The following is a 16,528-nucleotide window of genomic DNA, read 5'->3' on the forward strand; positions in this document are numbered from 1 at the left end:
AATTAATATATTGCTTATAAACATAGTTTTATCTGATGATAAATTAAAATCCCTATATATTTATATTGAAATATTTCACAAACATATTATATCCGATTATTGACCATTCACTAGCCTATATTAATATTGTCGTAAAAAAAGTAGCGTATGTTTTATTATACACCACTTCCTAAAAAGCGTCTACATACTTATAATTTTAAATTTGATATTTACTTGATGCTATAATTTTATACAAAAAAATAAAATGAACTATGTTTTTCATAATTCATTTTATCAGTTTTTTAATATTTTTATGTTAAATTAAAATTATATTTACTCGCCTATGAATTTTAAAAACTCATCGACCTGTTGATTTAAAGCATCAATATCTGTTTGAGATAAGTCGATTTTGTCTGTTTTAAATGCTTCTGATGTAAGTGCTACACCTGTTTGAGGCGTTTCCATTAACTCCATTTTCATCAATTTCAACAGTTCTGTAAGTTTTTTTCTTGCTCCGCCTGCTGCTGATTTCCCACTTACACCGCTTATAGTAACCTTTTTCATTTTAACAGCTGTTCCTGATGAAAAATCATTTTCTTTTAATGGACGAGATAACCAATCCAACAAATTTTTCAAAACTCCAGGATAACTGAAATTGTATTCAGGAGTAATAACCCACAAAGCATCAGCTTTAAGCACTTCATCTTTTATTCTAACTATTTGATTTGGAGCCGGAGATTCTATATCTTGATTCATATACGGTATACCTGAATATTCCAAAAATGAAACCTCTGCCCTATCTCCTAAAATTTCCTTTATTTTATTTGCAAGTTGTCTATTAAAAGATTCTTTTCGCATAGAACCAACTATCATCAATATATTTTTCTTCATCGTATTCCTCCTAAATAGATTAATAGCAAAACCTATTTAAATTATGGATTTTATAGTATGGCCTTATATTTTTTCACTCTATATTAAATATATAGATTTTTATTAAATATATACATACTTCTATTTTTAAGAATATATTCGCTAAATGAGATTAAGTATACTTAAAATAAATAACTTATATAAATTTTAGCTATTAATTAAACAGATATCAGTATAAAAATGTTCTTATATGAAAATTATATAGCTTATATTTTCTCTGCATCTTTTTGGGTTAATACCCATTATTCAATAATTTATTAAATTTAATTTTTACTTTTCATAATATGGTTCTATGTGCACTAAAACATGAGCATTTTTATTTATGTTTTCTTGAATATGTGTTTCTATTTTATGAGCTAATATATGACTTTGCTCGAGAGTTATATCAGGATTTGCCAATATGTGCATATCTATATAAGTGTTATTTTGTGTACCTCTTGAACGTATTTTATGCACGCCCTTTACATTTTCCATATTTAAGATAATCTCTCTAATCTTATCTTCATCAACTGCTTTGGCATCTATCAATATATTTCCGTTTTCACTTAGCACTTCCCAAGCAGTAAAAAATATTACACCTGCAACTACGAACGATACTATTGTATCCAATATCGGCGGCATTCCCAATTTTACTGAAAGAAGTGTTACAAGCACACCCATTGTAACAAATATATCCGATTTCGTATGTGTAGCATCTGATATTAAAATGTTACTGCCTAATTTGACTCCTTGCCTATGTTCATATACAGTTACAAATATGTTGATTATAAGTGTTATTAATAGCATTGCAAGGCTTGATAAAGTTATAGACGGCACTAAGGGATTTTTTAATTTTTCTATAGCTTCAAAAACTACATTACATCCAACAAATATTAAAAATATTCCTATTAAAAGTCCTGTTATTATCTCTATTTTGTCATGTCCATATGGATGTTTTTTATCTTCAGGTTTTGAGGCAAAATATATTCCTATCATTGCAACTATGTTGGATGAACCGTCAGACAACGAGTGAAAACCGTCTGCACTCATAGATGATGATTTTATTATATTTCCCATCACTATTTTTAAAATTGCCACTAAAAAATTTGCAACAAGTATAACAAATAATACTCTCTGCACTTGCTTATAATTACTGCTTTGCATTTTTTTGCCTTTCGTCTTTAATTCGTAAATGTTTAAACCACTATTTTTTACTATTCTATTTATATGATAAATCTAAATTTTTATAAAACCCTCTTTTTTATCATTTGATAATATATTTTTTAAATTTATTTAGTATTTATAAATATTTTAGATTATTTTTAAAATCATTTGATATTATATTTATATCATTAATTTCATTTTATAAACTTTTTATCCAATATTTTTATAAAATTGCTTTCTAATAAAATTATGTATAACTTATATAACATTAATATAAATAGTTTATTTGAAAAATTAATTATTATGTTTTTTAATTATCCTACTAATTAGGTAATAGTATAAACAACAAGTATAAAATAGACAATAAAAAAACAACCTAAATTAAATTAGGTTGCTTATTTGTTAGTTTGATTTTTGTGCTAAGTTAAACTTCTTAGTAAGTCTTGAAACTTTTCTTGCTGCCATATTTTTGTGTATACTTCCTTTAGCTGCTACTTGATTAAGTTTCTTTTGTGCAAATCTCAATTTTTCACCTGCTAAATTCATATCTCCACTGCTAAGAGCCATTTCAAATCTTTTTATAGCTGTCTTCACTTGTGATATTCTCATTTTGTTTATCAAAGTTTTCTTTTGAATAACTTTTATTCTTTTTTTAGCTGATTTTATATTTGCCAATTAATTCACCTCCATTTTAGACATACTGATTCTGTTTTCATATGCTGTATATTTTATCAAAAAAATATTAAAAAGTAAAGTATTATTTTTTATTAATTTTTTTAGCTTTTAAAATAATAGCCTACTCCTCTTTTTGTCATAATAAATTCAGGGTTTGACGGATCTTTTTCAATTTTTTCTCTTAATCTTCTTACTGTTACATCTACTGTTCTCTCGCTGTCTACCCCTATATAATCATATTCCCATACTGTAGTTAAAAGCTGTTCTCTTGAAAATACTTGCTCTTTATGTTGTGCTAAATATTTAAGCAGTTCAAATTCTCTAAATGTTATTTTTATTTCTTGTCCTGCTTTTGATACTACATATTTTGTAACGTCTATTTCAAGATCTCTGAATTTTAATATTTCTGATGATGTATTGGTGTTTAGCATTTCAACACGCCTTACATTTGCTTTTACTCTCGCTATAACTTCCCTTGTACTGAACGGCTTTGTAATATAATCATCCGCTCCCAATTCCAAGCCTAATATCTTATCAACTTCTTCTTCTTTGGCTGTAAGCATTATTATCGGAACAGTCTTATGCTCTCTTATCTTCTTGCATATCTCAAAGCCATCCATTGAAGGCAACATTATATCCAACAAAACTATATCAAAGTCTTTTTCAAGTGCTGTATCAAGCCCTTCTTTTCCATCAAATCTCTGAGTAACTTCATAGTTTTCTTTTACTAAATTAAATTTTAATATATCTGAAATATTTTTTTCGTCTTCTATTATAAGTACACAAACTTTATCTTTCATACTTATCCTCCTTGATAAAAGTAAACTTTATTATCCTATAATTACAACTTCAAAAAGTCTTGCACTATAAGGCGGTAAATCCATTTTTATATAATGTTCGTAGCTGATATTTTCTATTTCGCTTATTACTTCTTTTGGTGCATCTATTTCTTTTAAAGTTGTGAAATCTTCCTCATACGCTGTAAATATTTCTTGTTTTCTTACACATATTGAATCTATTATATTTTCATCTTGATATTTTGTTTTTCCTCCATATATATCCCAATCAGAGTTTAATATCTCTTTTAACCTTACTTTTTTGTCATGCTTATATTCATAATTTTTATGATATTCATCAGAAAAATTGAATACACAAACTATTTTTTGCACTTCACTTTTTCTTACATATGAATATGTAACACCTTGTTTATCGTCTACTATTAGCCACTTAAAACTTTCAGGCATATAGTCTTTATCATACAGTGCAGGTGAGTTCATATATATGTTTTGCAATCTTTTAATGTATTTATTGAAAGCGTCATGTATAGGATATTTCAGTAAAAAATAATCAAGTTCTTTCGTTTCGTCCCACTCTCTTAAATGCCCGATTTCATTACCCATAAAATTGAGTTTTTTTCCGGGATGAGTGAACATATATGCATAAAACGCCCTTGCCTGAGGAAATTTATCTTCATAATTTCCATACATTTTTTGGAGTATCGTTGCTTTTCCATGCACGTTTTCATCGTGTGATATTGCAAGCAAAAAGCATTCACTATAAAAGTACATCATGGAAAAAGTTATTTTATTGTAATTTCCTTTTCTTTCTTTTGGTGTTTTTTTGAAAAAATCAAGTGTATCGTTCATCCAGCCCATATCCCATTTATATGTGAAGCCAAGTCCACCATCTGATACAGGTGCTGTAACTTTGGGAAAATCTGATGAATCTTCTGCTATAAGTATTACGTTCTTATGACGCTCATCCAAGCCGGAATTTAATGTTTTCATAAATTCCAAGCCTTTTTGATTAATACCTCTGTCACTGTTACCTTGCCAATATATTATACGGCTTATAGCATCCATTCTCAAACCGTCAAAATGATATTTGTCAAGCCAATAATTAGCTGATGATTTTAAAAATGATGATACTTCTCCTTTTGAATGTATGAAATTATAACTCCCCCACTCACTTAAACCCATTGAATTGTCTGCATACTCATAAAGCGGTGTGCCGTCAAATCTTACAAGTGCATAATCATCTATTGCAAAATGCACAGGCACAAAATCCATTATCACTTTTATGTTAGCTTTATGAAGTTCATCAATTAACTTTTGCAGTCCGTAAGGAGTTCCGTATCTCGAAGTAGGTGCAAAAAAACCTGTGCTTTGATAGCCCCATGATATATCGGCAGGATGCTCTGTAAGCGGCATAAACTCTACTGCATTGTAGTGATTATCTTCTAAATATTTTATGAGTAAATCAGATAGTTCTTCATATTTATACCAACCGTTTACATCATCTTTATTTTCTATCCAAGAGCCTAAATGCAACTCATATATATTTAACGGCTCATCATATGATTTAGTTCTGTTTTTCATCCAATCTTCATCGCTGAATTCATACTCATCCAAATCTGCAATTATTGACGCAAAATTTGGTCTAAGTTCCATACTGAAGCCATACGGATCACAATGCTCTACGAAATTATGCTCATCTGTATATATTCTATATTTATACATCATACCTACTTTTGCATTTTCTACAAACACACTATGTACATTATGATAGCCTCTATCCATATGTATTTCATTCCATGAAGAAAATTCACCTATCAGTGTAACTTTTCTTGCATTTGGTGCATATACTCTAAAAACTACACCGTCATCTTGTATATGAGCACCGAAATATTTATAAGCATCAAAACAAGAGCCTTCAAAAAACTGCTGAAAATCCATAAAGCCACCTCTTTTAAATTACTTCCGTAAATCAAAATCCAACTTCAAAAAATTTTATAATTCATTTATTTATATTGTTATTATTATAACATTTATTTTAATAAAATAATACATTTATATTTATTGTAAAACTTTATCTTTCTTTTATAAATTGTAAATATTTTAACTCTTCAAATCCGAATGATGAAAAAAGCGCCATAGATTCAACATTACCTTTTACCATATCTATCCTGAATCTTGCTGTATTAGGATACTCCTGTATTACATAATCAAGCAATTCATTCGATAAGAGTCTGTTTCTATACTCTTTTTTTATATATATTTCCTCTATCCATACCACACTTCCACCGGCTTCATTTGAATATGTAAATGCAAGCAGTACATATCCTACCATATTTGAATCCATCTTTAATATAAAAGCCTCCGTAAACGGAGATTTTTGATTTAATAAAGCTATTGTTGATTTTATATTGCTGTCATCTATCTTATGCAAAACACCCGGAGTGGAATAAAATTCCCTCATCATACTAGATAAACCGTCAGCATCTAATACATCATATCTCTTGATAATATGCTCCATTTCTACCTCCACTTATTAAATTTGTCCTACACATACTATAAAAACAAATTCAATTTTTCAACAAAAAGTTATATCGGTAAGCCTGACAAAATTATGCAAGATTAATCACATCTATTATGCGTATCAACAACTATATACAATAATAAGCTTAATTTTCACTTAACTTTTTGAATGATAAAAACCTTTTACACTCATCTTGCACATTCAGCATCTCTTTTTAGCAATATCTCAAGTCCATGTTTAAGCGGATCTGCTATAAATTCCAATGACTCTTGTACTGCAATAGGACTGCCCGGTAAATTTATTATAAGAGACTCATCCGCTATGCCTGAAACTGCTCTTGACAATATAGCTCTGTCAGTTTTTTCCAAACTTCTTGCTCTTATATACTCGCTTATTCCAGGCGTTTCTCTTTCTATCACTTTTTTTGTAGCTTCAGGTGTGACGTCCCTTTTTGAAAATCCTGTACCTCCTGATGTAAGTATAAGATTAACTTTTTCAGACACATTTTTTCTTATAACTTCTTCTATTTTGTCCATTTCATCAGGAACTATAACATAATTTACAAGCTTATATACTATTTCTTTTCCTAAAACATTCACTATTTTTTCTTTACATCCATCTTGTCTCAAACCTTGCGAGCCTTTATCAGACACAATTATTATCGAATAAGTAAAAATAGATTCCTCAGGTATGGAGATTATTTCTATATCATCATTTACCTGTATAAGTCCACCCTTTTCAATAGTCGCAAAAATACCTTGTGTAGGCATAATACAAGAGCCTACTTTTTGCATGATATTACATCCATGATGACACTCTTTACCAATCTGCGTAACTTTTAATATACATTCACCTATTTTAAGCACAGTACCCACAGGTAATCTGTGAAGTGTTATTCCCTGAGTTGTTATGTTTTCTGCAAAATCTCCAAAATTTACATCTATATTTGACTTTTCTCTCATAAAATCTATAGATTCCTTGGAAAGCAATGACACTTGTCTATGCCAATTACCGGCATGAGAATCATCTTTGAGACCTAAACCTTTTATAAATTCACCTTTATCTATAGGAATTTTTACATCCCCTTTTTTTTCAGAAATATTCACAGACAACACTTTTGCCGATATCATTTATATTACCCCTTACAGTTAATCATAAAAATTTATACTAAAATCAATTAAATAATTAAAAAATATTTTATTAACGTTCTAAAAATGATTAAATCTAATTGAAATCCATATTTTAATAAAATTATACTAAACACTATTACAAATTATAAAACCTCTAAATTTTATATAATTTGTCATTTTAAAAAATATAGATTTTTAAATACATAATTATATTGTTAATTGCTAATTAGCATTAGTATTAAAATATAAACATTAACAATATAAAAATATGTTAATGTACATATTATATACTACTATAATAATGATTTAATTACAAGCTGTTTTTATGTTTATACTAATACCATATTTTAAAAAATATCTATGTTTAATTTGGATAACAGCATTAATTTTACTACACCAGACAAATAATCTGCTATCATAATACTAAAATCTAATAGGATAATGGATATTTTTATTTTTAGGAATTTATTAGCTAAGTAAAATTAAGTCTATTTAAAACAAGCAACTTATATAAATTTTGTCCATAAATCAAAAGAATATTAGTATAAGATTGAATATCACCGTAACATAAACCTATATAAATAGAAAAAGTCACCATATGGCAACTTTTTCTATGAGCAATTTATTAAAATTATTTAAAAGGAATTGATATCTATCTTTGCACTCTCCCAGACGCATCTCCACCTACAAGAGTATCCACCTCTTCTCTTGATACCAAGTTAAAATCTCCGTTTATTGTATGTTTTAACGCAGATGCTGCAACTCCGTATTCAAGTGACTCTTTCATATCTTTGCCGTCTAATAATCCGCAGATTAACCCACCTGCAAATGAATCCCCACCACCAACTCTATCTATTATTCTAACATCATATTTTTTAGAACGATAGAATTCTTTACCGTCTGATATGCAAGCTGACCAACCATTATCAGAGGCTGAATATGACTCTCTCAGTGAACTTACTACATATTTAAAACCAAATTTTTCTATCATTTGTTTCATCATTTTTTCATATCCTGCTATGTCAAGTTTACCTGATGTAACATCTGTGCCTTCCGGATGGAAGCCTAAGCATAATGCTGCATCTTCTTCATTACCTATACATACATCTACATATTCCATAAGTTTAGTCATAACACTTTGAGCTTCTTCAGTTGTCCATAATTTTTTACGATAGTTTAGGTCAACAGATACTGTTGCTCCTGCCTTTTTAGCAGCTTTTGCAGCTTCTATAGTAAATACTCTTGCATTTTCAGATATAGCTGGAGTTATACCGGATATATGAAACCAAGAAGCATCTTTAAATATTTTTTCAAAATCAAATTCATCTGCTTTTGCTTCAGCTATTGCTGAATGTGCTCTATCATATATAACTTTTGATGGTCTCATAGATGCACCAGTTTCAGAGAAGTATATCCCTACTCTGTCTCCACCTCTTAGTATATAATCCGTTTTTACACCATATTTTCTTAGTTCGTTTACCGCACTTTGTCCTATTTCATGTTTTGGCAGTTTTGTCACAAAGTATGCGTCATATCCATAATTAGCTAATGATACTGCTACGTTTGCTTCTCCACCACCATATATTATATCAAATTTATTTGCTTGTACAAATCTTTCTTGTGCTGTAGAGAGTCTCAACATTATTTCGCCCATAGTTACAACTTTTTTTGACATTATTTTCTTGCCTCCTTGATTTTTTCAATGAAATTTTTAGATTTTGCAGTTATTTCTTCACTAGTACCTTTTACTAATTGGCCACCTACACCTACTGCATAAGCTCCTTGTTTTATCCATTGATCAACATTATTTATATCTACACCACCTGTCGGCATAAGGTTTACATAAGGGAATGGTCCATGTAATGCACTGAAATATGATGGACCAAAAGCTGATCCCGGAAATACTTTTATAACATCTACTCCAAATTCTAATGCCCTTGTTATTTCTGTAGGAGTCATACAACCCGGCATATATGGTACTTGATATAGGTTGCAAAGTCTTGCTACTTTTTCGTCAAAAGCAGGACTTACTATGAATTTTGCGCCTTCCATTATAGCAAGTCTTGCTGTTACTTCATCAAGAACAGTACCTGCACCTATAAGGACTCTATCTTTCAACTCGTCCATTAGAGATTTCATAACATCAAGTGCATTTGGTACGGTAAATGTTATTTCCAATATATCTACTCCTCCATCTGCACAAGCCTTAGAAAATCTGAGAGCTTCTTCCTTATCTTTTCCTCTTATTACTGCTACTATGCCCTTCTCTTTAATATATTGTAGAGTTTCTAATTTATTCATTATATTTCTCCTTAATCTATTTAAATGATAACAAACATATTGCCATAAACTTTAACTATACATTTTTATCAAATTAAAGACTTTTCAATTATTTTATAATACTTTTAGGATAAGTTTATTATATAATTCATACTTTTACAGCGTTACACCTTTTTTAAATATTGCCCAATCATAACTATTCATTTTTTCAGAACTTGTTTTTTCTCCTGAAGCGATACTCAAAACAAATTCAAATAATTCCTCTGCTAAAGTTTTTTTATCTTTATCTTCTACTATTGAGCCTGCATTAAAATCCATCCAATTTTTCTTTCTCTTATAAAGATTAGTGTTAGATGATATCTTTATCGTTGGAACAGGACAAGAAAAAGGAGTTCCTCTTCCTGTTGTAAAAAGCACAATATGTGCACCACTAAGTGCAAGTGCTGTCGATGATACAAGATCATTTCCAGGTGCACTTAATAGATTAAGTCCTTGTTTTTCTATCCTTTGCCCATACTCTAAAACATCAACTACATTAGCAGTACCAGATTTTTGTATACATCCATTCGATTTATCTTCAAGCGTAGATATTCCACCTTCTTTATTTCCTGGTGATGGATTCTCATATATAGGCATATCATAGTTTTTATAATACATTTTAAAATCATTTATTAGAGATACAGTTTTGTCAAAAATATCCTTGTTTTCACATCTATTCATAAGATTTGTTTCAGCTCCAAACATCTCCGGAACCTCTGTAAGTATTGTACTTCCACCTTTTGATATCAATATATCAGAAAACTCTCCAACAAGCGGATTTGCAGTTATACCACTAAGCCCGTCTGAACCTCCGCATTTTAGTCCTACTACTAATTTACTTGCATCCGTTTTTACTCTTTGTTCATCTTTTATTAAATTATATAGATTATCTAATACTTCTAATGATTTAGCATATTCATCATCAAATTCTTGACAAGATAAAAACACTACCCTTTCTTTGTCATATTCTCCTATATACTCTTTAAGTATCTCTATACCTGTATTTTCACAGCCCAGTCCTAATACAAGTACAGCTCCTGCATTTTGATGAAGTATCATATCAGCTAATGCTTTTCTTGTACTTTCTTGATCGTCTCCCATTTGAGAGCAACCATAAGGATGAGGAAATGCTATGGCTCTTAAATCAGGATTATTTATTTTAGCATTAAAATCAAGTTCTAATTGTTTACAAACTGCATTAACACATCCAACTGTAGGTATTATCCAAATATCATTTCTTATACCGATTTTACCATTTTTCCTTGGATATCCATAAAAATATGAACTTTCTCTTTTCTCTAAACTTGTTAAATTGGGATTATACTCATAGTTTAATATATCTCCAAGAGAAGTTTTAATATTAGATGTATGTAGTAAACATCCTTTTTCAGTATCTTTAATAAGAATACCTATAAGCATACCATATTTTATTACCTTATCATCTTTTTTCATATTTTTTAAAGCAAACTTATGACCTCTTTTTATAGATTCCTTTAGAATTATTTCTTCTCCATCAATATTAACAGCATAATCTTTTTCAAGATCGGTTAATGCAACAGCAACATTATCTTTATTATTTATTTTTATATATTCTAACATATTAGTCCTCTTTTAATAATTTATCAAAGGCGGTCTTTATTCCATCGTTCGATATCATATTATAGTAATTATTCACTATATCATACATATCACTTATATTGACATGCCATAAATTACTGTCTAATATTTCTTTTACTGTACTTTTCTTCATAAATTCCATAACTGACTCACTATCATTGGCTTCATCTCCTTTATAGAATTTTATGAGTGCAGCTAATGAAAAACTGAGTGCTTTTGGATATACTTTATATTTTTCTTTGTACTCTACAATTGTAGGAAGGACTCTAACATCAAATTTACTTACTGAATTAAGTGCTATAGAAAGCAATTGATGTTTTATAAATGGATTTGAGAACCTATCTATAACAGCATTTCCAAAATCTATATCGTCTTGATTTGAACCCAAAGTAGGTATTATTTCATCAAATACACATCTATTTAAAAATGTATTTATTGTATCATCATTCAAACATTCGTCTACTGTATTTAATCCATATAGTCTTGCTCCAAGCACCAATGATGTATGTGCTCCGTTTAATATTCTAACTTTTCTTTTTTTGTATGGGCTTACATCATCAGTCCATATTATATTAAATCCTGCTTTTCTAAATGGAAGAAGTTCTTCAAAATCTCCCTCTATAACCCATTGATGAAATATTTCCGCTGTATCAAGACATTTATCATCATATCCAAGCTCTTCTCTGAATTTTTCTAATTCTTTTTCATCTTTAGGATATCCTGTAACTATTCTATCAACTAATGTTGAACAAAATGTATTTCTTTTAGAAATCCAATTTTTAAAATCTTCTCCAAGATTCCAAAAGTCAGAATATTTAAGCACACATTTTTTTAGTTCATCTCCATTGTTGTCGATAAGCTCACAAGAAAGAACTATGAATCCTTCAAGATTTCTCTTATATCTTTCATATAAAAGTTGAGTTAATTTCCCCGGAAAACTTTTTGCAGGTCTATCATCAAATTTGTTGGTATCATCAAACTCTATTCCAGATTCTGTAGTGTTCGATACAATAAACTTAAATTTTTTATCTTTGGCAAGATTTATATAAGATTCATAATCTTCATAAGGATTAATACAATTTGATATTATATCAATATATGCATGTTCACTTACTACCTGCTTATCTTGTACTCCCCTTAAATATAAATTATAATTACACTCTTGTTCTTTTAGTACTTGACACATTCCATTTTTTAGAGGCTGTACCACAACTACATCTGAGTTACAGATATTTTTTTCTTTTAATTTGAATAGAAAATAATCGACAAAACCCCTTAAAAAATTTCCTTCTCCAAATTGAATTACTCTTATATATTCTTGCATTTTTGCCTCCATTAATAGAATAAATTAACTAAAAAAGTTGTGAACGGTGGGAAATATGTTAACAATAATAGATTTATCACCAAAAGTATATAAAATGGAACAGCCTCCTTTATAAAAGGCAAAGTTTTACATTTCGTGATACCGCAAGTAACAAACATAAGTGTTCCCATCGGTGGAGATAAGGCCCCTATTGCGTTATTAAATATATATATCATGGCAAATTGTATCTCATCTATACCATATTCTTTTGCTATTGGAGCAAGAAGAGGCACAAGCACTATCATTGAAGCATTTCCTTCTATAAACATACCTACTATAAGCAGGAATATATTTATTATTAATAAGAACATATACTTATTATTTATTGTGTTCATTATATAAGCAGTTAATTGTTGTGGTATTTGCTCTTTAGTCAATATCCATGAGAATGCACTGGCTGCTGAAACAATAAGCATTATAGATGCTGTTGTTGTAACAGTTTCCTTAATTCCTTGTATCATATCTTTTAAGTGCATTTGTTTGTAAATTATACCTAAAAATACAGCATATACTATAGCTACTGAACCTGCTTCAGTTGCTGTAAATATACCAAGCCTTATACCACCTATTATTATTATTGGTAAACAAAGCGGTAAAACAGCAGGCTTGAATGCTTTCATAAATTTTTCACCTGTCATTTTTTCACTAGTTATTACGCCATATCCCCTTTTTTTAGATATAAAGCCTACTAATATCATCATAGTAATACATAGTAAGCTTCCTACTCCTATGCCAGAAATAAAGAGCTTGCCAATAGATACATTGGCAATAACTCCATATAAAATCATAGCTATACCTGGGGGAATAAGTGGTGTAATCATTGAAGAGGCGGCTGTTACTACAGATGAAAACTCAAGAGAAAAACCTTTTTTAGTCATCTCAGGAACAAGCATTTTGGATTGCATTGCCGCATCTGCTATATTAGATCCTGATAGACCTCCCATTATCGTTGAAAGTAAAACATTTACTTGGGCAAGTCCACCTGGAAGTCTTCCTGTAACAACTTCACAAAAATCCATTATTCTTTTTGTAACACCTGTATAATTCATAAATATACCTGCACATATAAAAAACGGTACCGCAAGTAATGATATTTTTTCAACACCCGTGATTGCTTGCTGAGCGAATATAACTGTATTTATAGACGGATGCATAAAGAAATAAAACGCAGATCCTCCTAATACTGCAACATATACAGGAACTTTCAAAAACAATAAGGCTAACATTATTACCGAAGATATTAATAGAATATTATTCATTTATTGCCTCCTTAACTTCTGATTCTACATTATATACTAAAGCATAGAAGTAGCTGATTATCATTAAAATGTAAGAAATAGGAGCAATACCATATATAAGCCAAAAAGGAATATTTAAAATGCTAGTAGCTCTTAGACTTTTTATAAATAATTCTACAAACCCTAAGCTTTGTTTGAATAAATACCCTATTACAGCTACAACTATAATTGATATAAATATAGTCATAAATTTTTGTAGTTTTTTAGGCATTAAATCTACAACCATCTCTATTGCAACATGATTTCCAGTTCTAAATGCCGCTCCACCTGCTCCAAATACTATCCATACAAGGCATGCTAATTGAACTTCTTCCATCCAAGTAAACGGAGCATTAAAAAACCTTCTCCATATTACACCGGCAAATGTTAAAACAATTAATATTACAAGCATTACGCCTGCCACAATAATATCAATATTAGAAAGTATTGATATTAGTTTGTTTTTTGTTTTCATTTAATATTCCCCCATGAAAATTATCTGCCCATAGCAGCTTTTACTGTATCATAAAGACCAGGAGTCCATCCGAATTCACTTTCTTTAGTATAGAATGATTGTGCTTTTTCTTTAAATGCCGCAAGAACTTCTTCAGTAGGTTCCACTACTGTTACTCCTTCTGCTACCATTTTGTCAAGATATTCTTTTTCAGATGCAGCTTGTATTTCATTATTATAAACTCCAGCCTCTTTAGCTGTAGATAATAATAGTTCTTGTTGCTCTGTCGTTAAAGAATTAAACCAATCAACTGAACATACAAATGTAGTAAAGTTTTTAACATGTCCATCAAGTATTAAATATTTTGCAACTTCATGTAGTTTTCTTCCGTAAAGTGTAGCAAGCGGATTTTCAGCTCCATCTATAGTTTGAGTTTGAAGAGCTTGATAGACATCACCTAAAGCCATACCTACTGAAGTGGCTCCAAGAGCATCAAAACCTAATGATTGTATTTTATTTCCTGGAACTCTTATTTTCATACCCGCTAAGTCTTCTACTGTGTTCACAGGTTTTACTGTAAGTGTATGTCTTTCACCATAAACCCAGTTAGATGCAAGAAGTTTTAAACCTTTTTCTTCAAGTTTTTTGCTTTGTTCAGCATACCAATCTGATTCTGTTAATTTCCAAGCTTCATCCCAAGAATCAAACAAGAATGGACCAAATACTATGCCAAAATCATTAACACCATAATCTGCATAGAATGCACCATCTGCAAGAGTAGATACATTTTCGCCAAGTAACATTGAATCTATAAGAGAAGATTTATCTCCCAATTGTGAATCAGGAAATATCTCTATTTTCATAGTTCCATTTGATTTTTCTTCTAATAATTCAGCCCATTTAGTTACACCTTGTCCAAGAGGCTCACTGACACTATTTTCAAAGCCAACTTGAAGTACTATGGGTTGTGCACTTGCTTTTGTTTCTGCGCCATTATTTGCAGGTTCAGTTGTTTTAGTATTATTCCCCCCAAAAGCCGTAAGTAAAGTCATAGCAGCTAAAGCTGTAACTAATAATTTCTTAAATTTCATGATAATCTCTCCTTAATATTAAATTTATAAATTTTATTAATATTGCAATATAATTTTGCAATAATTTACTTAGTAAAGTCTAACAATACTTTTAACATTATGCCTTCGCTCGCCTTATCAAATTCATCAAAGGCTCTTGCAGCCTCTTTCCAAGGATATATATTTGTTACTACCTTATCTATTGGAACATCCCCATTTTTTACCAAGTTAATAAGAGTTTCAAAATCTTTTTTAAGCGCATTTCTTGAACCGAATATACTCAGCTCTTTCTTTTGAATCATGGTAAAATTAAAATCCAAATTTTTCTTTCCTACACCAATTAATACTACTCTTCCCCCAAAACAAGCAGAATCTATACAAGACTGGAATGTACTCGGAAGACCTACTGCTTCTATAGTTACATCAAAACCATTATTATTTGTTACTTCATTTACTTGCCTATTAAAATCTTCTGATGATGAATTTACTATTATTCCGTCTAAATTAAAATTCAACTTGGCATACTCCAGTTTTGCTTCATCTATGTCAGCTATATATACTTTAGCACCTTTCATTTTTGCAGATATTGCAGCAAAAACTCCAATAGTCCCTGAACCTATAACTAAAACTGTTTCGCCTTTTTTTACATCCGCTCTGTCAACACCATGCCATGATATGCAAAAAGGTTCTATTATTGTCAAAGTCTTTGCATCCAGTCCCTTTCCATCATATATTCTTTCTATCGGCATTGTAATATATTCGCTAAAAGCACCCTCTCTTTGCACTCCCATAGTCTGATTATCCATACAAGCATTTACCACTCCATGATTACAGGAGTAACAATGCTTACAATTAAAATATGGATTACAAGTAACAATCATACCTTTTTTTAATCCTTTATCGTTTTCCACGATTTCAATAATCTCTGCAGAAAATTCATGTCCTGGTGTTCTAGGATACTCAAAATATGCAAAAGTTCCTCTATATGAACCTAAATCACTTCCGCATATACCTCCATAAAGTAGTTTTAATAAAGCCTCCCCATCTTTTAATTCCGGTTTTTCAATGTCTATAATTTCTACTTTGTGCGCTTCCTTAATGCAAATCGATTTCATAAAAAGACCTCTTTTCAAAAAATAATTAAATATAAATATAACATTTATGTTCATAATAATTAATCATCGTAAACAATACATCTTACAATATTTATAATACGCATTATAAATATTGTAACTAAAGACAAAATAAATTAT

At 30.0% G+C, this 16,528-nt stretch carries 15 protein-coding genes; all 15 read right to left on the reverse strand.

From position 1 onward, the window contains the following. Positions 1-312: 312 nt before the first annotated feature. Positions 313-870: an NADPH-dependent FMN reductase gene (locus HMPREF9630_RS05225; RefSeq protein WP_009527487.1), complete on the reverse strand. Its 558-nt coding sequence runs from the start codon at positions 868-870 to the stop codon at positions 313-315. Positions 871-1,179: 309 nt separating this feature from the next. Further along, positions 1,180-2,052: a cation diffusion facilitator family transporter gene (locus tag HMPREF9630_RS05230; protein ID WP_009527488.1), complete on the reverse strand. Its 873-nt coding sequence runs from the start codon at positions 2,050-2,052 to the stop codon at positions 1,180-1,182. A 402-nt stretch (positions 2,053-2,454) separates the two neighbouring features. After that, on the reverse strand, positions 2,455-2,727 hold the full coding sequence (rpsT, locus tag HMPREF9630_RS05235; protein WP_009527489.1) for a 30S ribosomal protein S20: 273 nt from the start codon (positions 2,725-2,727) through the stop codon (positions 2,455-2,457). Positions 2,728-2,828: 101 nt separating this feature from the next. Beyond that, entirely contained in the window at positions 2,829-3,527 is a 699-nt protein-coding gene (locus HMPREF9630_RS05240) for a response regulator (RefSeq protein ID WP_009527490.1), read from the reverse strand. Between the two features lie 30 nt (positions 3,528-3,557). Then, entirely contained in the window at positions 3,558-5,462 is a 1,905-nt protein-coding gene (gene glgB, locus HMPREF9630_RS05245) for a 1,4-alpha-glucan branching protein GlgB (protein WP_009527491.1), read from the reverse strand. A gap of 133 nt (positions 5,463-5,595) precedes the next feature. Beyond that, positions 5,596-6,042 carry a GNAT family N-acetyltransferase gene (locus HMPREF9630_RS05250; protein WP_009527492.1) on the reverse strand — a complete coding sequence of 149 codons (447 nt, stop codon included), beginning with the start codon at positions 6,040-6,042 and terminating at the stop codon, positions 5,596-5,598. A gap of 191 nt (positions 6,043-6,233) precedes the next feature. Continuing rightward, positions 6,234-7,175, reverse strand: coding sequence for an MOSC domain-containing protein (locus HMPREF9630_RS05255; protein WP_009527493.1), 942 nt, complete (start codon positions 7,173-7,175; stop codon positions 6,234-6,236). 652 nt (positions 7,176-7,827) lie between these two features. Then, a complete protein-coding gene (locus tag HMPREF9630_RS05260) occupies positions 7,828-8,850 on the reverse strand; it encodes a sugar kinase (protein WP_009527494.1) in 1,023 nt (340 codons plus the stop codon). After that, complete coding sequence (locus HMPREF9630_RS05265; protein WP_009527495.1) at positions 8,850-9,476, reverse strand: bifunctional 2-keto-4-hydroxyglutarate aldolase/2-keto-3-deoxy-6-phosphogluconate aldolase; 627 nt, start codon at positions 9,474-9,476, stop codon at positions 8,850-8,852. Before HMPREF9630_RS05265 ends, HMPREF9630_RS05260 begins: the two co-directional genes overlap by 1 nt. Positions 9,477-9,611: 135 nt before the next feature. Further along, complete coding sequence (locus HMPREF9630_RS05270) at positions 9,612-11,093, reverse strand: UxaA family hydrolase (protein WP_009527496.1); 1,482 nt, start codon at positions 11,091-11,093, stop codon at positions 9,612-9,614. Position 11,094: 1 nt separating this feature from the next. Then, positions 11,095-12,435, reverse strand: a complete 1,341-nt coding sequence (locus HMPREF9630_RS05275) for a tagaturonate reductase (RefSeq protein WP_009527497.1) — start codon at positions 12,433-12,435, stop codon at positions 11,095-11,097. A gap of 11 nt (positions 12,436-12,446) precedes the next feature. Then, entirely contained in the window at positions 12,447-13,733 is a 1,287-nt protein-coding gene (locus HMPREF9630_RS05280) for a TRAP transporter large permease (RefSeq protein ID WP_009527498.1), read from the reverse strand. Beyond that, positions 13,726-14,226: a TRAP transporter small permease gene (locus tag HMPREF9630_RS05285; protein WP_009527499.1), complete on the reverse strand. Its 501-nt coding sequence runs from the start codon at positions 14,224-14,226 to the stop codon at positions 13,726-13,728. The genes HMPREF9630_RS05280 and HMPREF9630_RS05285 overlap by 8 nt, the downstream gene beginning before the upstream one ends. Positions 14,227-14,246: 20 nt before the next feature. Further along, on the reverse strand, positions 14,247-15,296 hold the full coding sequence (locus HMPREF9630_RS05290; protein ID WP_009527500.1) for a C4-dicarboxylate TRAP transporter substrate-binding protein: 1,050 nt from the start codon (positions 15,294-15,296) through the stop codon (positions 14,247-14,249). Positions 15,297-15,361: 65 nt separating this feature from the next. Then, a complete protein-coding gene (locus HMPREF9630_RS05295; RefSeq protein ID WP_009527501.1) occupies positions 15,362-16,390 on the reverse strand; it encodes a zinc-binding alcohol dehydrogenase family protein in 1,029 nt (342 codons plus the stop codon). Positions 16,391-16,528: the final 138 nt, after the last annotated feature.

Origin of the sequence: Peptoanaerobacter stomatis (assembly GCF_000238095.2) — a bacterium.
GTDB lineage: Bacteria > Bacillota > Clostridia > Peptostreptococcales > Filifactoraceae > Peptoanaerobacter > Peptoanaerobacter stomatis_A.